This window comes from Trujillonella endophytica (assembly GCF_900110555.1).
GTDB lineage: Bacteria > Actinomycetota > Actinomycetes > Mycobacteriales > Geodermatophilaceae > Trujillonella > Trujillonella endophytica.
This window is the reverse complement of record NZ_FOEE01000021.1, coordinates 1-19,133: the sequence shown is the minus strand read 5'-3', so window position 1 is coordinate 19,133 and position 19,133 is coordinate 1. Positions and strand designations below refer to the sequence as shown.

The window sequence follows — 19,133 nt, the reverse complement described above, 5'->3', positions numbered from 1 at the left end:
GCTGCCGGCGCTCAGCGCAGCAGCAGCCGGTCGACGGCGTCGGCGAACCACTCCGCGTACCGCGGCGCCGACCATCCCCGGTCGCGGAGCAGCCGCTCGGCCGTCTCCAGCCCGAACGTCGCCCACGCGATGTCGGCCGCGGCGTCGGCGTCCAGGCCGGGGCGCAACCAGGGGGCGAGCATCCCCGCGATCGCCCGCATGTCCGCGTACCGGCGCCCCTCGTACTCCGTCCAGGCCGCAGCCAACTCAGGATCGGCTGCCGCGGCGGCCTCGAACGCCCGCAGCATCGGGGTGGTGGCCGGGCCACGGTCGATCGCGATGGCCTGCAGGGCGGCGAGCTTGCCCGCCTTGTCGGGCGCCTCGGCGAGCTGCACGAACAGCTCGCGGGCCAGCAGTGGGGCGTCCTCGTCGTCGCCGACCAGGGCCCGGTCCACGCACGCCAGCAGCAGGGCCGCCTTGCCGCCCTGCGCGAAGACCGTCGGCACGGAGACGCCGGCCGCCGCGGCGACGTCCTTCATCGTCGTCGCCGCGTAGCCGCGCTCCAGGAAGCAGCGTCCCGCCGCGTCGAGCACGGCCACCCGGGTATGCCGCGCCTGCTCCGTCCGCAGGGTCGAGCGATAGACCCTCTTGCCCTCCGTCACATTTCTACCTTACCTTGCCGCTATTCATTTGACCCAGGCTATCCTCAATAAGGAGGACCGCATGCCCGCCACCGCCCCCGTGCCGCAGTTGCTGCTGCCGGGACAGGTCGCCGCTGCCCCCGGCCCCATCGACCTGGCCCCGATGTTCCTCATGCACCGGGCGTTCCGCCGGGATCTCGACGCGTTCGCGGGCGTCGTGCCGACCGTCGCCGTGGACGACCGCGAGCGGTGGGGCCGACTGGCCCGCCGGTTCCGGCTGTTCGCGACCGTCCTGCACAAGCACCACTCCGGCGAGGACCGCGCGATGTGGCCACTGCTGGCCGACCGGGGCGCCGACGCCGCCGTGCTGGAGTCGCTCGAGGCCCAGCACGCCGGCATCGACCCGCTGCTGACCGCCGTCCGCGAGGACCTGGGCGCCCTGGCGGCCGGCACCGGCGACGCCGCGACCCGCGAGCGGCTGACTGCCGGAACGGCCCGGCTGCGCGACGACCTCGCGGCACACCTGGCGAACGAGGAGAGCACTGGCATGCCCCTCGTGCAGGAGTACCTCAGCCCCGAGGACTGGGACCGGCTGGACCGCGAGGTCTTCGCGAAGGACTACACCGCTCGGGAGGTCCCCGCCGTCCTCGGCTGGGTCGCCGCCGGCCTCACCGACGACCAGCTCCGCCGCCTGCCCGGCGCCAACCGGATCTTCCTGGCCTTCGCCCGGTTCATGGCCCGCCGCTTCGAGCGGGGCGAGGCCCGCACCTTCGGCGGCGCGCGGTGAGCGTCCGGTCCGACCGCGTGCTGACCGTCGTCACCCGGCACGTGGGACGCCTGCACACCCGCGTGCTGCGCCGGACGAAGGGCCGGGTGGGCTCGCGGTGGATGGGCGGCGACGTCGTGCTGCTCACCCACCGCGGGCGCACCTCGGGACGGACGTACACCACCCCGCTGCTGTACGTCCGCGACGGCGTCGACGTCGTGGTCGCCGCCTCCAACGGCGGCATCGACCGCGAGCCGCAGTGGTGGCTGAACCTCCGGGCCGACCCGCGCGGCGCCGTCGAGGTCGGCGGACGGCGGTGCGACGTGGTCGCGAGCCAGGTCGCCGAGGCCGACCGGCAGCGACTCTGGGACGCGCTCATGGCCAACTGCGCGAAGTACGACGGGTACCAGGCCACGGTGTCCCGGCGGATCTCGCTCGTGCGCCTGTCGCCGGGCCGGGATCAGCCGGCGGTGAGCACCGGCTCCTCCGGCTCGGCGAACTGCGTCCGGTAGAGCTCGGCGTAGCGCCCGCCGGCCGCGAGCAGCTCCGCGTGCCGCCCGCGCTCGACGATCCGGCCGGCCTCCAGCACGAGGATGCAGTCCGCGGCCCGCACCGTGGAGAGCCGGTGGGCGATGACGATCGCCGTCCGCCCGGCCAGTGCCTCGTCCAGCGCCGCCTGCACCGCCGCCTCCGACGTCGAGTCCAGGTGCGCGGTGGCCTCGTCGAGCAGCACGACGCGCGGGCGGGCCAGCAGCAGCCGGGCGATGGTCAGCCGCTGGCGCTCCCCGCCCGAGAGCCGGTAGCCGCGCTCACCGACGACCGTGTCCAGCCCGTCGGGCAGGGCGGCCACCAGGTCGGCCAGCCGGGCGCGGGTCAGGGCGGCCCACAGCTCCTCGTCGGTGGCCTCGGGGGCGGCGAGCAGCAGGTTGGACCGCAGCGACTCGTGGAACAGGTGCCCGTCCTGGGTGACCAGCCCCAGCGTCCGGCGGATCGCGGCGAACGACAGGTCGCGGACGTCGACGCCGGCCAGCCGCACGGCGCCTGCGTCGACGTCGTACAGCCGCGGCAGCAGCGACGCGATCGTGGACTTCCCGGCGCCCGATGAGCCGACGATCGCCACGACCTGGCCCGGCTGCACGGTGAACGACACGTCGTGCAGCACGTCGACGCCGCCGCGGTTGTCGAGCTGGGCGACGTCCTCCAGGGACGCCAGCGACACCTTGTCGGCCGACGGGTAGCCGAAGGTGACGCCGTCGAACTCGACCGACACCGGGCCCTCGGGCACGTCGCGGGCGTCGGGGCGCTCGCGGACCAGCGGCACCAGGTCGAGCACCTCGAAGACCCGCTCGAAGCTCACCATCGCCGAGGAGATGTCGACCCGGGCGTTGGCCAGCGCGGTGAGCGGCGCGTAGAGGCGGGTGAGCAGCAGGGCCAGGGCGACGACCGAGCCGGGGTCCAGCGAGCCGCGCAGGGCGTAGAAGCCGCCGAGGCCGTAGACCAGCGCCAGCGCGAGCGCGGAGACGAGCATCAGCGCGCTGACGAAGGCCCACTGCACCATCGCCGTCCGGACGCCGATGTCGCGCACCCGGCGGGCCCGGGCGGCGAACTCCGCGGACTCCCGGCCGGGGCGGCCGAAGAGCTTGATCAGCGTCGCGCCGGGCGCGGAGAACCGCTCGGTCGTCTGGTCGGTCATCGCGGCGTTGTGGTCGGCCGCGGCGCGCCCGAGCGCGGCCAGCCGGGAGCCGATCCGCCGCGCGGGCAGGAGGAAGGCCGGCAGCAGGAGCAGCGACAGCAGGGTGACCTGCCACGACAGCGTCAGCATGACGGCGCCGGTGAGCAGCAGGGTCACCGTGTTGCTGACGACGCCGGCGAGGGTGTCGCTGAACGCCCGCTGCGCGCCGATGACGTCGTTGTTGAGGCGGGAGACCAGCGCCCCGGTGCGGGTGCGGGTGAAGAACGCGACCGGCATCCGCTGCACGTGGTCGAAGACGGCGGTGCGCAGGTCGAGGATCAGGTCCTCGCCGAGGCTCGCCGACAGGTACCGGCCGAGCAGCGACAGGCCCGTGCCGGCCACGGCGATCACCGCGATGAGCACCGCGAGCCAGATCACGACCGCGACGTCGCTGCCGTCGACGATCTCGTTCACGACCTGCCCGGCCAGCAGCGGGGTGGCAACCGTGAGCACCGCCTCGACCACACCCACCGCGACGAAGGCGGCGATGCGGCGCCGGTGCGGCCGGGCGAACTCCGCCACCCGCCGCACGGTCGCCCGCGAGAACGGCCGCCGCTCGGTCCGGCCGTGCATCGCGTTCGACATCGCCGACCACGCCGACATCTCCATGCTCATGCGGCGGACGCTAGGCGTTCCAGTGGACTCGAGGTCAAGGCAGTTCTTGCCCACCTGCCCGCCCACCTGCCGCGCGGGGCAATTCCGCGCTCCTACCCCGAGGCAACTTCGCGCTTCTGCCCCGGGGCAATTCCGCGCTCCTGCCCCGGGGCAATTCCGCGCTCCTGCCCCGGGGCAACTTCGCCCTTCTGCCCCGGGGCAACTTCGCACAATTGCCCCGGGACGGGGGCGGGGGTCAGCGGGTCAGCGGGCGGCGCCCATCGCGTCGGCCAGCCGGTGGTGGGCCGCGGCCTCGGCGCCGCGGCTCTGCCGCTCCAGGGTGCGGGCCAGCGCGCGGCGGGCCCAGCCGTTGGCGGGGGCGAGGTCGACGAGCCGGCCGAGCGCCTCCTCGGCGCGGGTCAGCTGGGCGGAGGCGAAGTAGCTGCGCGCGAGCAGCTCCAGCGCCGCCTCGTTGGTGGGCTCGGCCTCGACGACCGGGCCCAGGATCCGCGCGGCCTCGGTGGGCTGCCCCATGGAGAGGAACAGGTCGGCGCGCAGGTACTCCGAGTGCAGATCGATCTCGAACCGGGTCATGCCCGCAGAACGCGGAGACGGGCGCCGGGCTTCCCGCCGGTCGCGCACGACCGGATGGCGCATCCGGGGAGGCCGGCCGCGGCGAAGAGCGACCGTCAGCCGCGTTCCACCCCAGGAGACCGCCATGACCCGCCACCTCTCCCGCCCGCACCGGACGCCGCGCGCCGGCGCCCCCTCCCTCACCCCCGGCCAGCGCGTGCCGGTGGTGCACCGGATCGGCGCGCTGGTCGTCGCCGCCGCGATCGCCGCATTCGGCGTCCTGGGCCTGCTCGACGGCCTGCCCTTCTTCTCCACCGGCGGCAACCGGGTGCTCGGCCTGAGCTCCAACGGCCTGCTGTCGACCATCTCGCTGGTCACCGCGGCCGTGCTGGTCGCCGCCGTGCTCCGCGGCCCGCGGATCACCTCGACGGTGATGATCGTCGTCGGCTCGCTGTTCCTGCTGTCGGCGCTGGCCAACCTCGCCGTCCTGCGGACCGACTGGAACGTGCTCGCGTTCCGCTTCTCCAACGTCGTCTTCTCGGTGGTCGCCGGGCTGACGCTGCTGCTGCTCGGCAGCTACGGCCGGGTGACCGGCAACCTCCCGCCCGACAGCCCCTACGCGCACCCGGACGACGACGCCGCGCCCCCGGTCGACGAGTCGCCGTCCACCCCGCAGGAGTACGCGGCCGAGCGGGCGATGCGCGACGCCGAGGTCGCCGTCGTCCAGCACACCGCCACCGCCGACCAGCAGCGCCGGGTCGCGGCAATGGCGCAGGTCAGCTCCCGGACCGACCGCCGCCGGGTGTGGATGTCCTACGACTGATCCCCGGCGGCCACGGGCGACGTAGCCTCGCGGGCGCCATGAGCTCCCCGATCCGCGACCGTGCCGACGCCTGCCCCGGCGCGCTGCAGACCCACGCCGCCGCCGACGGCGCGCTGGCGCGGGTGCGCGTGCCGGGCGGGCTCCTGACCGCCGCCCGGCTGCGGGTCCTCGCCGCGGCGGCCCGCGACCTGGGCGACGGCGCCCTGGAGCTGACCAGCCGCGGCAACGTGCAGCTGCGCGGGCTGGGACCCGGCGCCGAGGTGGCACTGGGCGACCGGCTGGCCGCGGCGGGGCTGCTGCCCAGCGCCACCCACGAGCGGGTGCGCAACGTGCTGGCCAGCACGCTGTCGGGCCGCACCGCGGGCGGGTTCCTCGACGTCACGCCGTGGGTCGCCGCACTGGACGCCGGCCTGTGCGCCGACCCGGCCCTCGCCGACCTGCCGGGCCGCTACCTGGCCACGCTCGACGACGGCCGCGGCGACGTCTCCGGTCTCGGTGGGGACGTCGGCCTGGTGGCGCTCGACCCCGGCACCGTCGCGCTCACCCTCGCCGGCGCCGACAGCGGGCTGCGCGCCGCCCCGGGGGACGCCGTCGACCTCGCGCTCGCCGCGACCCGCGCGTTCCTGGCCGAGCGCACCGCGCAGGGCAGCAGCGCCTGGCGCCTCGCGGAGCTCGACGACGGCCCCGCGCGGGTGGCGGCCCGGCTCACTGCGGAGGGCATGTCGCGCGCGAGAGTCTTTCGGGCGGTGAGCATCTCGCGCGCGAAAGTCCTCTCCGCCGGTGCGGTCGGTCAGCTGGACGGGCGGACGGCGCTCGTGGTCGTCGTCCCGCTGGGCCGGCTGACGGCGGGGCAGGCCGAGCTCCTGGCGGCCACCTCGACCGGTCCGCTGCAGGTCACGCCGTGGCGCGCCGTCGCCGTCCCCGACCTGCCGGACGCCTCGGCGGCCACCGCGCTCGCCGCCGCCGGGCTGGTGCTCGAACCGGACAGCCCCTGGCTGCGGGTGACCGCGTGCGCCGGCCGGCCGGGCTGCGCGAAGGCGCTCGCCGACGTCCGGGCCGATGCCGCGCACGCCGTCGCCGGCGGCACCCTCCCGGCCGGCGGCGCCCGCCAGCACTGGGCCGGGTGCGCGCGCCGCTGCGGCCGGCCGCGCGGCGAGGTGGTGGACGTCGTCGCGACGCCGGCGGGCTACGCGATCGGCTGAGCCGGGGGCCCTCAGTCGTCGTCCGGGTCCGGGAAGCGGGCGCCCGCGGGCACCTCGGTGCCGTCAGGCACCCGCACGCCCCGGCCGAGCAGGGTGATGTCGCCGTCCCCGCCGACCGAGCAGCCCGCCCCGACGTCGACGCCGTCGTCGACCACCGCCCGTGTCACCGTCGCGCCGGCCCGCACCCGGACGCCGGGCAGCAGCACCGAGTCGACCACGGTCGCGCCGGCCTCCACGATCACGCCGGGGGACAGCACGGAACCGCGCACCGCCCCGGCCACCCGGGTGCCGCCCGACAGCAGGCTGCCGTCGACCGAGGCCCCGTCCAGCACCCGCGCGGCGCTGTGCCGGCCGCCGCGGGTGTGCAGCGGCCAGGTGCGCTCGTCGAGGTCGATGGGCGGGTCCTCCGCGAGGAAGTCCTGGTGCGCCTCCCAGTAGGCCGGCACGGTGCCCACGTCCCGCCAGTAGCCCGCCAGCGGGAAGGCGCGGGCGACGCCGTCCCGGGTCTGCGCGGGCAGCAGGTGCGAGCCGAGGTCCTCCAGGCCCTCCTCCCCGACCTCGTCGGCCAGCGCCTCGAGCCGGTCGAGGGTCTCGGCGGGGCTGAACACGAACACCTCGTTGGTGGCGGTCGTCGTCGCCGGCTCGTCGGGCTTGTACGCGTAGTCCTCGACCGCCCCGCCCTTCCCGACCCGGACGATGCCGTAGCGCGCGGCGTCGTCCGCGGCGACCTCGGTGGTCACCATCGTGACCTCCGCGCCGCTGCCCAGGTGGGCGTCGACGACCTCGCGGTAGTCCAGCTTGTAGACCGCGTCGGAGCTGACGACGACGAGCGCGTCGGGATCGAAGCCGCGCACGAGCTCCGCCTGCCGCCACAACCCGTCGGCGGTGCCCTCGGTCCAGCCGCCGCGCTCGCTGCCCTGGAACGGCGGCAGCATCATCAGCCCGCCGGTGGTGCGGTCCAGGTCCCAGGGGCGGCCGTTGGCCAGGTGCTCCGACACCGACTGGGGCTGGTACTGCACCGACACCCACACGTCGGCGATCGCGGAGTGCTGGCAGTTGGACAGCGGGAAGTCGATGAGCCGGTACACCCCGGCGAACGGGACGGCGGGCTTGGCCCGGGTCTCGGTGAGCAGTTCGAGGCGGTTGCCCTTGCCACCGGCGAGGACGAGGACGAGGACCCGGGGCAGTGGCATGACCGCCCGCTACCCGCTGCCGCCGGGAGCTACCTGTGGGGGACGTAGCCTCCTCGCCGATGTACGCCTACGAGAAGGACGGCGCCGAGATCTACCGGCGCTCGTTCGCCACCATCCGCGCCGAGGCCGACCTCGGCGGCCTGCCCGAGGACGTCGCCCGGGTGGTGGTGCGGATGATCCACGCGTGCGGCCAGGTCGACCTGGTGGACGACGTCGCCGCCTCCCCGGGGGTCGTGGCCCGGGCCCGCGCCGCCCTCGACGCGGGAGCGCCCGTGCTGTGCGACGCGCAGATGGTGGCCTCCGGGATCACCCGCGGCCGGCTGCCCGCCGACAACGACGTCCTCTGCACGCTGGGCGACCCGCGGGTGCCGGCGCTGGCCGCCGCCCTGGACACCACCCGCACCGCGGCCGCCCTGGAGCTGTGGCGCGACCGGCTCGACGGCGCCGTGGTGGCGATCGGCAACGCGCCGACGGCGCTGTTCCACCTGCTCGAGATGATCGAGGCGGGAGCGCCGCGGCCGGCCGCCGTCCTCGGCATCCCCGTCGGCTTCATCGGCGCCGCCGAGTCCAAGGACGCCCTGGCCGCCTCCGACCTGGACTTCCTCGTGGTGCGCGGGCGGCGCGGCGGCAGCGCGATCACCGCGGCCGCCGTGAACGCGATCGCGAGTGATCAGGAGTGAGCGGGCGGCTGTACGGCGTCGGGCTGGGCCCCGGCGACCCCGAGCTCGTGACGGTCAAGGCCGCCCGGCTGATCGGCGCCGCCGACGTCGTCGCCTTCCACGCGGCGCAGCACGGCCGGTCGGTGGCGCGGGCGCTCGCCGCGCCCTACCTGCGCGCGGGGCAGGTCGAGGAGCTGCTGGTCTACCCGGTCACGACCGAGACGACCGACCACCCCGGCGGCTACCAGGGGGCGATCGACGAGTTCTACGAGGCCGCCGCCGCCCGCCTCGCCGCGCACCTGGACGCCGGCCGCGACGTCGTCGTCCTGGCCGAGGGCGACCCGTTCTTCTACGGGTCCTACATGCACATGCACAAGCGACTGGCGCACCGCTACCCCACCGAGGTGGTGCCCGGCGTGACCAGCGTCAGCGGCGCCGCGGCGGTCGTCGGCCGGCCGCTGGTGGAGCGCGACGAGGTGCTCACCGTGCTGCCGGGCACGCTGCCGGCCGAGGAGCTCGCCGAGTGGCTGGCGACCACGGACTCGGCGGCGGTGATGAAGCTCGGCCGCACGTTCTCCTCGGTGCGCGACGCGTTCGAGATGGCCGGGGTGCTGGACCGGGCCATCTACGTCGAGCGGGCGACCACCGAGCGCCAGCGGACGATGCCGCTGGCCGAGGTCGACCCGGAGACCGTTCCGTACTTCTCCCTCGCGCTGCTGCCCAGCGAGCTGACCGGCCCGACCCCCGGGCCCGAGCAGTACGACGAGGCCGGCCCGCGCACCGGCGAGGTCGTGGTGGTCGGGCTGGGCCCGGGGCAGCGCTCCTGGACGACCCCCGAGGCCGCCGCCGCGCTCGCGGCCGCCGACGACCTGGTCGGCTACGGCCCCTACCTGGACCGGGTCGAGGTCAACCCGCGGCAGACGCGCCACCCCAGTGACAACCGGGTGGAGGCCGAGCGCGCCGCGCACGCGCTGGAGCTGGCCCGCGCCGGCCGCCGGGTGGCGGTCGTCTCCAGCGGCGACCCCGGCGTCTTCGCGATGGCCGCCGCGGTGCTCGAGGTCGCCGACCGCCCCGGGTACGCCGGGATCGCCGTCCGGGTGCTGCCCGGTCTCACCGCGGCGCAGGCGGTGGCCAGCCGGGTCGGCGCGCCGCTGGGCCACGACTTCGCCGTGCTCAGCCTCTCGGACGTGCTCAAGCCGTGGGACGTCGTCCTCGACCGGCTCCGGCACGCCGCGCAGGCCGACCTCGTGCTCGCCCTCTACAACCCGCGGTCGAAGGCCCGGCCGCACCAGCTGGGCGAGGCGCAGAAGATCCTGCTGGAGGTGCGCGACGTCGAGACGGTCGTGGTGGTGGGGCGCGACGTCGGCGGGCCGGCCGAGGAGGTGCGCGTGACGACGCTGGGCGAGCTGGACCCCGAGACCGTCGACATGCGCTGCCTGGTGCTGGTCGGCTCCTCCCGCACCCGGGTCGGTCCGGGCGGCGCGGTCTACACCCCGCGCAGCTACTGACCCGGGGCAGTTCCGCACCCCTGCCCCGGCGCATCTCCGCACTTCTGCACGAACGGTCCCGCGCTCCCGCGCCGGGAGCGGGGAGCGGGGAGGGCCGACACGCCCGGGGCGGGAATGCGGGCGAGATCGTTGCCCTTGCGAAGGGTCGTGCCCTCCCCGACGCTCTCGCGCACCCCGGCGTTCTGGACCGCGACGGGTCTGCTGCTGCTGGCGCTGGCCGCCTCCGGGGTCCCGACGCCGCTGTACCGCGTCTACTCCGAGCAGTTCGGCTTCGGGTCGGGCACGCTGACCGTCGTCTTCGGCATCTACGCCTTCGCCCTCCTGATCGCGCTGCTGGTGGTGGGCGGGCTGAGCGACCACGTCGGCCGGCGGCCCGTGCTCGCCGGCGGGCTGCTGCTGATGGCCTCGGCGATGGGCGTGTTCCTCGCCGCCGACGGCGTGGGCTGGCTGCTGGTCGCGCGGGTGGTGCAGGGCGTCTCGATGGGGGCGCTGACCGGCACGCTGGGCGCGCTCGTGCTCGACACCGAGCGGCGCGAACGGCCGCTCGGGTCACTGGTCAACAGCGCGGCACCAGGCCTGGGGCTGTCGGTGGGCGTGGTGGGGGCCGGCCTGGTCGTGGAGTACGTCGCCGAGCCGACCCGCTGGGTGTTCGCCTTCCTCGCCGTCGCCCTCGTCCTCGGCGCCGCCGCGGTCTGGCTGCTGCCGGAGACCTCCCCGCGCGTGCCCGGCGCGGTCGCGTCGCTGCGGCCCTCGGTGCGGGTGCCGCACTCGCAGCGGCCGGGCTTCCTGCTGGCGCTGCCGGTGCTGGTCGCCGCCTGGGCGCTGGGCGGCCTCTACCTCTCCCTCGGCCCGTCGCTGGCGGCCACGGTGTTCGGCCTGGAGGACCACCTGGTCGGCAGCCTGCTGGTCCTGGCCATGCAGGGCTCCGCCGCCCTCGGGTCCGTGCTGGGCCGCGGCGTGGAGCCGCAGCGGGCCATGGTCGGCGGCGCGCTGGTGTTCGTCGCCGGCGTGCTCGCCACGATCGCCGCGCTGCTGACCGGCGCCGTGCCGCTGCTGTTCGTGTCGGCGGTGGTCTCGGGCCTGGGCTTCGGCCTGGCCGTGCTCGGCGCAATCTCCACGACGACGGACGGCGTCGCCCCCGCCGACCGGGCGGCCCTGCTGTCGGCAGCGTTCGTGGTCGGCTACCTCAGCTTCAGCGTGCCGGCCATCGTCGCCGGCACGACGGCGACCGCGGTGGGGCTGGAGGCGGTGGCCGAGGTGTACGCCGCCGTCTGCGTGGTGCTGGCCCTGGTCGCCGTGGTCGGGGTCCGCCGGCGCCGGCGCAGCGTGCGGATCGCCGCCGACGTCCGGGAGCCGGCGCAGCCGATCGCCGCCTGATCCGTCACACGTCGGCGAGCAGGGCCAGCGCCTCCGCCGGGGTGCGGGCCACGGCCGCCGCCCCGGCCGCGCGCAGTTCCCCGGGCGCCGGGCCCCACCCCGCGCCGAGGCACGGCAGCCCGTGCGCGGCGGCCCCCCGGACGTCGTGCTCGCGGTCGCCGATCAGCACCGCGTCCCGCCCGCCGGGATGGGTCGCCAGCGCCGCGGCGACCACCTGCTCCTTGTGCCGGACGGCGCCGTCCAGCGTCGCCCCGTGCACCGACGCGAACGCCCCCAGCAGCCCGGTGTGCTCCAGCACGCGGACGGCGAAGGGCTCGGGCTTGCTGGTGGCGACCGCGAGGAGGGCCCCGGCGCCGGCCAGCGCCGCCAGCAGCTCCGGAACGCCGTCGTAGACCGCGACGTCCAGCAGCGCACCCGCGGCGTAGTGCGCCCGGTACGCGGTCACGGCCCGCGGCACGTCGTCCGGAGGCACCCCGAGGACGAGGGCGAACCCGTCCTGCAGCGGCGGACCCACCATGTTCCGCAGCTGGGCCGCAGTCGGCTCCGGCAGTCCCAGCTCCGCCGCCGCGACCGCCACCGAGGCCCAGATGCCGGGCGTCGAGTCGACCAGCGTGCCGTCGAGGTCGAACAGCACCAGGCGGCCCCGCAGGCCGCGCGACGACCGTCCGTCAGGACCCGGCATCGCCCGGCCGACTCCCCTGCAGCCACCCCACCGCCTCGGCCACCGTCGCGACGACCGGGACGCCGGCCGGCAGCGGCGGGCGGCGGACCAGCACCACGGGGATCCGCAGCTCGCGGGCGGCGGTGAGCTTGGCCGAGGTCATCCCCCCGCCGCTGTCCTTGGTGACCAGCACGTCGACGGCGTGCTCCCGCATCAGCGCCGCCTCCTCGGGGACGGTGAACGGCCCGCGGCCGAGGACGACGGTGCACCGCGCTGGCAACGGGGGCTCGGGCGGATCGACCGAGCGCACGAGGACCGCGCCCGTCAGGCCGGCGAACGCGGCGAGCCCCTGCCGGCCGGTGGTGACGAACACCGACGCGCACGCCGAGACCTCGTCGGCGGCCTCGACCAGCGAGTCCACCCAGCGCCAGTCGTCGCCGGGGCCCGCCGTCCAGCCGGGCCGCTGCAGGCGCAGCAGCGGGGTTCCGGTCGCCGTGGCCGCGGCCGCCGCGTGGGCGGTCATGCCCGCCGCGAAGGGATGGGTCGCGTCGACGACGACGTCGACCCCCGCGAGCGCCTGCGCCAGCCCCTCGACTCCGCCGAACCCGCCGACCCGCACCCGGCCCTCCGGCAGCACGGGCTCGGCCACCCGCCCGGCGAGGGAGCTGAGCACGTCCACGCCCGCGGCGACGAGTTCCGCGGCCAGCCGCCGGGCCTCGCCGGTGCCGCCGAGCACGAGCACCCGTCCGGTCACGCTGCTCACGGTTCGCTCCCGCGGGCCGCTCCCGCGGGCCGCTCTGCTCCTCGCTCGTTCCTCGCTGCGATGCTCACGCCCCTGTCCGCTCACGCCGCGCACCCAGCCCGTCCGCCCGGGACCCGCCGTTCGCCGCGATGCGGATGGTGGCGCCTTCCCAGGGCGCGGAAGCCGCCACCATCGGCATCCGGGCGGTTCCGCGTCGCCGGCGCCGCGCCAGGCATGCTGTCGACGTGAGCGGGGAGGGCACCGGGCTGCGGCACGGCTGGACGACCGGCGCCTGCGCGACCGCCGCGGCCACCGCGGCCTACACCGCGCTCCTGACCGGGGAGTTCCCGGATCCGGTGACCATCGACCTCCCCAACGACCGGCACCCGTCGTTCGCGCTGGCCCGGGAGGCGCTCGTGCCCGGCGTCGAGGCGACCGTCGGCGTCGTCAAGGACGCCGGCGACGACCCGGACGTCACCCACGGCGCGCTCGTCTCCTCGCGGGTGCTGCTGGCCCCGCCGGGCACGGGGGTCACCTTCCGCGCCGGTCCCGGCGTCGGCACGGTGACCAAGCCGGGGCTGCCGCTGGCGGTGGGCGAGCCGGCGATCAACCCGATGCCCCGACGCTTCATCGGCGAGCACGTGGCCGCGGTCGCCGCCCGGCACGGCGGCACCGGCGACGTCGTCGTCGAGGTGTCGGTGGCCGACGGCGAGGAGCTGGCCCGGCGCACCTGGAACCCGCGGCTGGGGATCCTCGGCGGGCTGTCGATCCTCGGCACGACCGGCGTCGTCGTCCCCTACTCGTGCTCGTCGTGGATCGACTCGATCCGCCGCGGCATCGACGTCGCCCGGGCGGCCGGGCGCACCCACGTCGCCGGATGCACCGGCTCCACCAGCGAGCGGGTCGCCCAGCGGCTGCACGACCTCCCCGAGGACGCGCTGCTGGACATGGGCGACTTCGCCGGCGCGGTGCTCAAGTACCTGCGCCGGCACCCGGTGCCGCGGCTGACCGTGGCCGGCGGCATCGGCAAGCTGGCCAAGCTCGCCGAGGGCCACCTGGACCTGCACTCCGGGCGCTCGCAGGTGTCGTTCGAGGCGCTGGCCGCGCTGGTCCGCGACGGCGGGGGCGCGCCGGGGCTGGTCGAGGGCGTGCGCGGCGCGAACACCGCGCTCGACGCGCTGCAGCAGTGCGCCGCCGCCGGGTTCCCGCTGGGCGACCTGGTGGCGGCCGGCGCCCGCGCCACCGCGCTCGGGGTGCTGCGCGGGGCGCCGGTCGAGGTCGACGTCGTGGTCATCGACCGCGCGGGCACGATCGTCGGCCGCTCCTAGCCGGAGTGTGAGAGCGCAGGTTTCCTGCGCTGTCGCACTCCGCATCAGCGGGGGCGGGTCGTCGAGTACAGGTGGCTGTCGGGGAACTGCTCCGCGGCCAGCGCCGGCCCGACGACCACGATCGCCGTCCGGCGGATGCCCGCCTCCTCGACCTGCGCCGCGATGTCGGCCAGCGTGCCGCGCAGCACCACCTCGTCGTCCCGGCTGGCGAAGGCGACGACCGCGGCCGGGCAGTCCGCGCCGTAGTGCCCGGCCAGCTCCGGGGCCAGCTCGCCCAGCCGCTGCACGGCCAGGTGCAGCACGAGCGTCGCGCCGGTCGCCGCGTACGCGGCGAGGGTCTCCCCCGGCGGCATCGGCGTGGAGCGGGCGGAGGTCCGGGTGAGGACGACGGTCTGCGCCACCCCGGGCACGGTCAGCTCCCGCTTGAGCGCGGCGGCGGCCGCGGCGAACGACGGCACCCCCGGCACCACCTCGTAGGGCACCCCGGCGGCGTCGAGGCGGCGCATCTGCTCGGCCATGGCGCTGTAGACCGAGGGGTCTCCCGAGTGCAGCCGGGCGACGTCGAGGCCCGCCTCGTGCGCGATCACCAGCTCGGCGGTGATCGCGTCCAGGTCGAGGTCGGCGGTGTCGACCAGGCGGGCGCCGATGGGGGCCGTCGCCAGCAGCTCGCGCGGCACCAGCGCGCCCGCGTACAGGCACACCGGGCAGGAGGCGATCAGCCGGGCCGCGCGCAGGGTGACGAGGTCCGCGGCCCCCGGCCCGGCCCCGATGAAGTGGACGGTCACGCGGCGGTTCCCCCGTTGATCATCGGCAGGTGGCTGTGCGCGCCCGGCGTGGCGGCAGCCACCCGCCGATGATCGACGGGGATCTGCACCATCACCGCGTGACGCTCCAGATGGTCACCGGCATCGCGGCCTTCCAGCCGGTGAAGGAGCCGACCGGCTCGGCGCGCTGCACCGACACCCGCACCAGCTCGCCGCCGACCCGGCCGTGCCAGGTGCCGAGCACCGCCTCGCTCTCCACCGTCACCGCGTTGGCCACCAGGCGGCCGCCGGGCGGCAGCGCGTCCCAGCAGCTCTCCAGCAGCAGCGGGGTGGTCAGCCCGCCGCCGATGAAGATGGCGTCCGGGGAGCCCAGCCGGCCCAGCACGTCGGGCGCGTGCCCGTGCACCACGCGCAGGTACGGCACCCCGAGGCGGGCGGCGTTGCGGGCGATCCGCGCAGCACGCTCCTCGTCGGCCTCGACGGCGACCGCGCGGCAGTTCGGGTGCGCGCGCATCCACTCGATGCCGACCGAGCCGGCGCCGGCGCCGATGTCCCAGAGGAGCTGACCGGGGACGGCGGCCAGCCGCGACAGCGTGACGGCGCGGACCTCGGACTTGGTGAGCTGGCCGTCGGACTCGTAGGCGCCGTCGGGCAGCCCGGGCGTGGTCGGCAGCGGCATCGTGCCCCGCTCGGCCCGGCACTCGACCGCCGTGACCACCAGCGCAGGCGCCGGCTGCGACCAGGTGGCCGCGGTGCCCGTGCGCACCGTCTCGTCCGGCCCGCCGAGCCCGGCCAGCACCGTGATCAGGCTCTGCCCGTAGCCGCGGTCCGACAGCAGCCGCGCCACCTCTGCCGGGGTGTCGCCGTCGGAACCGAGCACCAGCAGCCGGGCGCCGGGCTGCACGTGCGGGTGCAGCAGCTCGACCGGCCGCCCGACCAGGCTGACGACGCAGGTGTCCTCGACCGCCCAGCCCAGCCGGGCGCAGGCCAGCGACACCGACGACGGCGCCGGGAGCACCCGCACCCGCTCGGCCCCCAGCAGCTTCGTGAGGGTGGTGCCGATCCCGGACAGCATCGGGTCGCCGCTGGCCAGGACGACGACGGCCTTGCCGGCGTGCTCCTCGACGAGGCCGGGCAGCGCCTCGGTCAGCGGCGAGGGCCAGGGAACCCGCTGCGCGGTCACCGACTCGGGCACCAGCCCGAGCTGCCGCGCACTGCCCATCAGCACCTCGGCCCGCTCCACCTCGGCGCGGGAGGTCGGCGCCAGCCCCTCCCAGCCGTCGGCACCGACGCCGACGACGACGATCGGCGTGCCCGCGCCCACCGGCGTCCCGCTCACGACCGGACCCCCGTCCGTGACTCGGCGAGCAGCTGCTCGCGCAGTTCCTCGGGCAGCCGGTCGACGTAGACCGTGCCGTCCAGGTGGTCGACCTCGTGCTGCAGGCAACGGGCCGCCATGCCGGTCGCCTCGATGCGCACCGGGTTGCCGTCGGCGTCGACGCCGTCCACCCGTGCCCGGAACGCCCGCGGCAGCTCGGCGTACGGCCCGGGGACCGACAGGCAGCCCTCCTCGGTGACCTCCTCGGCGGGCTCCTCGTCGACGGGTTCCAGGATCGTCAGCACCGGGTTGACCACGTAGCCGACGACGTCCTCCCCCGCCGCGTCCGGGCAGTCGATGACGAACAGCCGCGCGTCGACGCCGATCTGGTTGGCGGCCAGGCCGACGCCGTCGGCGGCCTCCATGCTGGCGAACATGTCGAGGACCAGGCGGCGCAGGTCCCGGCCGAACTCGGTCACCGGCGCGCACGGCCGGTGCAGCACCGGGTTGCTGCCGTAGGTGACGATCGGCTTCGCGACGCCGTCGTAACGGCCGGGCAGACGCATGCCGGCGATAGTAGGGACGGCGGTTGGCACGATGGGCGACATGCGCGCCGACCGGGACCTGGCGACGGCGGCCGGCCTGGCCCTGGGCGCGGCGGCCGACCTCCTGCTGGCCGACCCCCGGCGACTGCACCCCGTGGCCGGGTTCGGCACGGTGGCGGCGGCGCTGGAGCGGGGGATCTGGCACGACTCCCGGGCGGCCGGCGCGGGGTACGCCGCGCTCCTGGTCGGGGGCGTCGGGGCGGGCGGCGCGCTGCTCGACCGGGCCACCCGCGGCCGGCCGGTTCCGCGGGCCCTGGTCACCGCGGCGGTCACCTGGACCGTGCTGGGCGGGACGTCCCTGGGCCGGGCCGCCCGCGACATGTACGTGGCGCTCGGCACCGGCGACCTCGCGGCGGCCCGAGAGCTGCTGCCCGCCCTGGCCGGCCGCGACCCGTCGGCGCTCGACGCCGGCGAGCTCGCCCGCGCCACGGTCGAGTCGGTCGCCGAGAACACCTCCGACGCCGCGGTCGCGCCGCTGTTCTGGGGCGCCGTGGCCGGGCTGCCCGGGCTCGCCGCCTACCGCGCGGTCAACACCCTCGACGCGATGGTGGGACACCGGTCCGCGCGGTACGCCCGGTTCGGCTGGGCGGCGGCCCGCGCGGACGACGTCGCCAACTGGGTGCCGGCGCGGCTGACCGCGGCGCTCACCGTGGCGGTGGCCCCGGCGACGGGTGGGTCGCCGTCCGGTGCGCTGCGCGCCTGGCTGCGCGACGGGTCGGCCCACCCCAGCCCCAACTCCGGCCGCTGCGAGGCCGCCCTCGCCGGGGCGCTGGGCCTGCGGCTGGGCGGCCGCAACGTCTACGGCGACCGGGTGGAGGTGCGCCCCGGCCTGGGCAGCGGCCGGCCGCCGCTGGCGGGCGACGTCCCGCGGGCGGTGCGGCTGTCCCGCGCGGTGTGGACGGCGTCGGCGGCGCTGGCGGTCGCGGCGCGGTTGGCGGGGCGGTCCTCCCCGCGTTGAGACGTCGAGCCGGCCTCGTCAAGAGGCTCTTCGGATCTGTGGATACATCGTCTGACCTGCGGATTCGCGTTGCTCCGGGGCCTCCCCACCGCTAGAATCGAACACATATTCGAAGCGGTGGGGAGGCGTCATGGGCAAGCTGCAGTCGGCGCTGGACGCGCTCGCGACGCTGGACCTCGACGAGCTGCCCGACGGCCTGCTGCTGGAGCACACCCGTGAGCTGGTGACGGCTTCGCATCGGATCGCCGCCGCGCTGACCCGGGTGGCGCGGCGGGTGGACGTGCGGGGTGCCGCGGAGTGCGACGGAGCGAAGAACGCGACGCTGTGGCTGCGCGGGCACGCCCGCGTCTCCGGCGCCTCCGCGTCCCGGGTCGTGGCCCAGGGCCGGGTGCTGGAACTACTGCCGGCCACCGCGCGGGCGTTCACCGATGGGGTGCTGGGCGCCGACCAGGTCACGGTGATCGCCAAGATCGCCACCCCGGTCCACCTCGACCTGGCCGCGACCCGGGGCATCGACGTCGCCGCCGTCGAAACCGCCCTGGTGCAGCTGGCCAGCCGCGGCACCCACCGCGACCTGGAACTCGCGGTCGCCGACTACCTGGCCAAGCTCGACCCCGACGGACCCGAACCCGACCCCACCGAAGAACGCTCGGTGACCCTGGTCCAGCATCCCGACGGAACCTGGACCATCCGCGGCGAACTCGATGCCGTCGGCGGGCAGAAGGTCGCCACCGCCCTGGAAGCCATCGCCGCCGCGAGCCGCTGCGCCGACGACCAGCGCACCCGCGCCCAGCGCACCGGTGACGCCCTTGTCCAGCTCGCCGACACCGCCCTCGCCGCCGGAAAGCTCCCCGTGCTGCGCACCGTCAGACCGCACGTCATCGCCACCATCGGTGTGGAGGACCTGGTCGACCCCGCCACCGGCCCGGGCGCGGCCACCACCGGCACCGGCACCCGCCTCTCGGCCGCCCGCACCCGCTGGCTGGCCTGCGACGCCACCCTCACCCGCCTCCTGCTCGACCCCGACGGACTCCCCCTCGACGTCGGCCGCGACCAACGCGTCGTCCCACCCCACATCCGCAGAGCCGTCGAACACCGCGACCAGCACTGCGTGTTCGCCGGCTGCGAAGCCCCCCGCTGGTACTGCGATAAAAGGACCCCTGCGCCCCCCACCGCTCGCAAGCTCGCGGCGGGACCCTGCACAGGGGCCGACTCGAGCCAGGCGAACGCCACCACGCCAAGGTCCACCACGGCTTCCGCGTCGACCGCGACGACACCGCCCCACCCCAAGCCCGATGGCGCACCTACCGCCCCGACGGCACCCAGATCCTCATCGGCACCCCCGCCCACGCCTGACAGTGAGGATGGAGAGGACGGGGTCACCCCTGGTGGTCTGACTCTCCGCCTGACCGACGCCTTGCTGTCCTGCTGTGGGATGTGTCGGCCGTGTGGGGGTGGCCCCGTCCCTGCACGTCACCGGGCGGGACGTCCGTGACCTCATAGGAGCCTGTGCAAGAGGCGCCCATCACTGTCCTGTCCGCCTCGTCCGGCTCGGTGCGTGCCGTCTCATCGGTGCGAGCGACAAGGACGGCGATGACCATCATGGCGAGTACGGGGCTGGATGTCTTCGGCGGCGTGGACACCCACGGCCGGACCCACCACGCGGCTGCGATCGACGGCACCGGCAGGCTGCTGGGCGATGCGGAGTTC

Annotated in this window: 19 protein-coding genes; 10 read left to right on the top strand and 9 right to left on the bottom strand. The window is 76.1% G+C overall.

Annotation, left to right across the window (positions count from 1 at the left end; translation table 11 throughout):
- Positions 1 to 11: 11 nt before the first annotated feature.
- The gene (locus BMY88_RS22030) at positions 12 to 578 is read right to left on the bottom strand and encodes a helix-turn-helix domain-containing protein (RefSeq protein WP_170861241.1); all 567 of its coding nucleotides are present in this window, start codon (positions 576 to 578) and stop codon (positions 12 to 14) included.
- Between the two features lie 124 nt (positions 579 to 702).
- Here BMY88_RS22030 and BMY88_RS22025 point away from each other — a divergent pair, with 124 nt between their 5' ends.
- Positions 703 to 1,407, top strand: a complete 705-nt coding sequence (locus BMY88_RS22025; RefSeq protein WP_091949121.1) for a hemerythrin domain-containing protein — start codon at positions 703 to 705, stop codon at positions 1,405 to 1,407.
- Positions 1,404 to 1,898, top strand: a complete 495-nt coding sequence (locus BMY88_RS22020; RefSeq protein WP_170861240.1) for a nitroreductase/quinone reductase family protein — start codon at positions 1,404 to 1,406, stop codon at positions 1,896 to 1,898. The genes BMY88_RS22025 and BMY88_RS22020 overlap by 4 nt, the downstream gene beginning before the upstream one ends.
- Here the strand turns inward: BMY88_RS22020 and BMY88_RS22015 are convergent.
- Together BMY88_RS22015 and BMY88_RS22010 are read right to left on the bottom strand one after the other, a co-directional pair.
- Complete coding sequence (locus BMY88_RS22015; RefSeq protein WP_091949118.1) at positions 1,847 to 3,733, bottom strand: ABC transporter ATP-binding protein; 1,887 nt, start codon at positions 3,731 to 3,733, stop codon at positions 1,847 to 1,849. The genes BMY88_RS22020 and BMY88_RS22015 overlap by 52 nt on opposite strands.
- 243 nt (positions 3,734 to 3,976) lie before the next feature.
- Positions 3,977 to 4,306 (bottom strand): tetratricopeptide repeat protein, encoded by a 330-nt coding sequence (locus BMY88_RS22010; protein WP_091949116.1) that lies wholly within the window; start codon positions 4,304 to 4,306, stop codon positions 3,977 to 3,979.
- Positions 4,307 to 4,430: 124 nt separating this feature from the next.
- Here BMY88_RS22010 and BMY88_RS22005 point away from each other — a divergent pair, with 124 nt between their 5' ends.
- Positions 4,431 to 5,108, top strand: a complete 678-nt coding sequence (locus tag BMY88_RS22005) for a DUF4383 domain-containing protein (protein WP_091949111.1) — start codon at positions 4,431 to 4,433, stop codon at positions 5,106 to 5,108.
- 38 nt (positions 5,109 to 5,146) lie between these two features.
- Positions 5,147 to 6,310, top strand: a complete 1,164-nt coding sequence (cobG, locus tag BMY88_RS22000; RefSeq protein WP_091949108.1) for a precorrin-3B synthase — start codon at positions 5,147 to 5,149, stop codon at positions 6,308 to 6,310.
- An 11-nt stretch (positions 6,311 to 6,321) separates the two neighbouring features.
- Here cobG and BMY88_RS21995 read toward each other — a convergent pair whose 3' ends face one another.
- Positions 6,322 to 7,503 carry a glucose-1-phosphate adenylyltransferase family protein gene (locus tag BMY88_RS21995; RefSeq protein ID WP_091949105.1) on the bottom strand — a complete coding sequence of 394 codons (1,182 nt, stop codon included), beginning with the start codon at positions 7,501 to 7,503 and terminating at the stop codon, positions 6,322 to 6,324.
- 59 nt (positions 7,504 to 7,562) lie between these two features.
- Here BMY88_RS21995 and BMY88_RS21990 point away from each other — a divergent pair, with 59 nt between their 5' ends.
- The 3 genes from BMY88_RS21990 (at position 7,563) to BMY88_RS21980 (ending at position 11,047) form a co-directional block, all read left to right on the top strand.
- On the top strand, positions 7,563 to 8,183 hold the full coding sequence (locus BMY88_RS21990) for a precorrin-8X methylmutase (RefSeq protein WP_091949102.1): 621 nt from the start codon (positions 7,563 to 7,565) through the stop codon (positions 8,181 to 8,183).
- Positions 8,180 to 9,670 (top strand): precorrin-2 C(20)-methyltransferase, encoded by a 1,491-nt coding sequence (locus BMY88_RS21985; protein ID WP_091949097.1) that lies wholly within the window; start codon positions 8,180 to 8,182, stop codon positions 9,668 to 9,670. Before BMY88_RS21990 ends, BMY88_RS21985 begins: the two co-directional genes overlap by 4 nt.
- Before the next feature lie 147 nt (positions 9,671 to 9,817).
- On the top strand, positions 9,818 to 11,047 hold the full coding sequence (locus BMY88_RS21980) for an MFS transporter (RefSeq protein WP_244524853.1): 1,230 nt from the start codon (positions 9,818 to 9,820) through the stop codon (positions 11,045 to 11,047).
- Between the two features lie 4 nt (positions 11,048 to 11,051).
- Here BMY88_RS21980 and BMY88_RS21975 read toward each other — a convergent pair whose 3' ends face one another.
- Both BMY88_RS21975 and BMY88_RS21970 read right to left on the bottom strand, forming a co-directional pair.
- Positions 11,052 to 11,729, bottom strand: a complete 678-nt coding sequence (locus BMY88_RS21975; RefSeq protein WP_091949089.1) for an HAD hydrolase-like protein — start codon at positions 11,727 to 11,729, stop codon at positions 11,052 to 11,054.
- On the bottom strand, positions 11,716 to 12,471 hold the full coding sequence (locus BMY88_RS21970) for a cobalt-precorrin-6A reductase (RefSeq protein ID WP_244524852.1): 756 nt from the start codon (positions 12,469 to 12,471) through the stop codon (positions 11,716 to 11,718). Before BMY88_RS21970 ends, BMY88_RS21975 begins: the two co-directional genes overlap by 14 nt.
- A 224-nt stretch (positions 12,472 to 12,695) precedes the next feature.
- Here BMY88_RS21970 and BMY88_RS21965 point away from each other — a divergent pair, with 224 nt between their 5' ends.
- The gene (locus tag BMY88_RS21965) at positions 12,696 to 13,778 is read left to right on the top strand and encodes a cobalt-precorrin-5B (C(1))-methyltransferase (protein WP_091949083.1); all 1,083 of its coding nucleotides are present in this window, start codon (positions 12,696 to 12,698) and stop codon (positions 13,776 to 13,778) included.
- Positions 13,779 to 13,822: 44 nt separating this feature from the next.
- On the opposite strand, the gene cobM is transcribed toward BMY88_RS21965, so the two are convergent.
- The 3 genes from cobM to def form a co-directional block, all read right to left on the bottom strand.
- On the bottom strand, positions 13,823 to 14,563 hold the full coding sequence (cobM, locus tag BMY88_RS21960) for a precorrin-4 C(11)-methyltransferase (protein WP_091949080.1): 741 nt from the start codon (positions 14,561 to 14,563) through the stop codon (positions 13,823 to 13,825).
- A gap of 91 nt (positions 14,564 to 14,654) precedes the next feature.
- Positions 14,655 to 15,881 (bottom strand): precorrin-6y C5,15-methyltransferase (decarboxylating) subunit CbiE, encoded by a 1,227-nt coding sequence (cbiE, locus tag BMY88_RS21955; protein WP_211435778.1) that lies wholly within the window; start codon positions 15,879 to 15,881, stop codon positions 14,655 to 14,657.
- Complete coding sequence (def, locus tag BMY88_RS21950) at positions 15,878 to 16,426, bottom strand: peptide deformylase (RefSeq protein ID WP_091949078.1); 549 nt, start codon at positions 16,424 to 16,426, stop codon at positions 15,878 to 15,880. Before def ends, cbiE begins: the two co-directional genes overlap by 4 nt.
- A 40-nt stretch (positions 16,427 to 16,466) precedes the next feature.
- Here def and BMY88_RS21945 point away from each other — a divergent pair, with 40 nt between their 5' ends.
- Together BMY88_RS21945 and BMY88_RS21940 are read left to right on the top strand one after the other, a co-directional pair.
- A complete protein-coding gene (locus BMY88_RS21945; protein ID WP_091949185.1) occupies positions 16,467 to 17,423 on the top strand; it encodes a cobalamin biosynthesis protein in 957 nt (318 codons plus the stop codon).
- A gap of 130 nt (positions 17,424 to 17,553) precedes the next feature.
- Positions 17,554 to 18,918 (top strand): DUF222 domain-containing protein, encoded by a 1,365-nt coding sequence (locus BMY88_RS21940; RefSeq protein ID WP_244524851.1) that lies wholly within the window; start codon positions 17,554 to 17,556, stop codon positions 18,916 to 18,918.
- Positions 18,919 to 19,133: the final 215 nt, after the last annotated feature.

Excerpts from the sequence above, each read along its gene's own strand:
- BMY88_RS22025 (WP_091949121.1), top strand. The coding sequence starts at position 703 with ATGCCCGCCACCGCCCCCGTGCCGCAGTTGCTGCTGCCGGGACAGGTC.
- BMY88_RS22015 (WP_091949118.1), bottom strand. The coding sequence starts at position 3,733 with ATGAGCATGGAGATGTCGGCGTGGTCGGCGATGTCGAACGCGATGCAC.
- BMY88_RS22010 (WP_091949116.1), bottom strand. The coding sequence starts at position 4,306 with ATGACCCGGTTCGAGATCGATCTGCACTCGGAGTACCTGCGCGCCGAC.
- BMY88_RS22005 (WP_091949111.1), top strand. The coding sequence starts at position 4,431 with ATGACCCGCCACCTCTCCCGCCCGCACCGGACGCCGCGCGCCGGCGCC.
- cobG (WP_091949108.1), top strand. The coding sequence starts at position 5,147 with ATGAGCTCCCCGATCCGCGACCGTGCCGACGCCTGCCCCGGCGCGCTG.
- BMY88_RS21995 (WP_091949105.1), bottom strand. The coding sequence starts at position 7,503 with ATGCCACTGCCCCGGGTCCTCGTCCTCGTCCTCGCCGGTGGCAAGGGC.
- BMY88_RS21990 (WP_091949102.1), top strand. The coding sequence starts at position 7,563 with ATGTACGCCTACGAGAAGGACGGCGCCGAGATCTACCGGCGCTCGTTC.
- BMY88_RS21975 (WP_091949089.1), bottom strand. The coding sequence starts at position 11,729 with ATGCCGGGTCCTGACGGACGGTCGTCGCGCGGCCTGCGGGGCCGCCTG.
- def (WP_091949078.1), bottom strand. The coding sequence starts at position 16,426 with ATGCGTCTGCCCGGCCGTTACGACGGCGTCGCGAAGCCGATCGTCACC.
- BMY88_RS21945 (WP_091949185.1), top strand. The coding sequence starts at position 16,467 with ATGCGCGCCGACCGGGACCTGGCGACGGCGGCCGGCCTGGCCCTGGGC.
- BMY88_RS21940 (WP_244524851.1), top strand. The coding sequence starts at position 17,554 with ATGGGCAAGCTGCAGTCGGCGCTGGACGCGCTCGCGACGCTGGACCTC.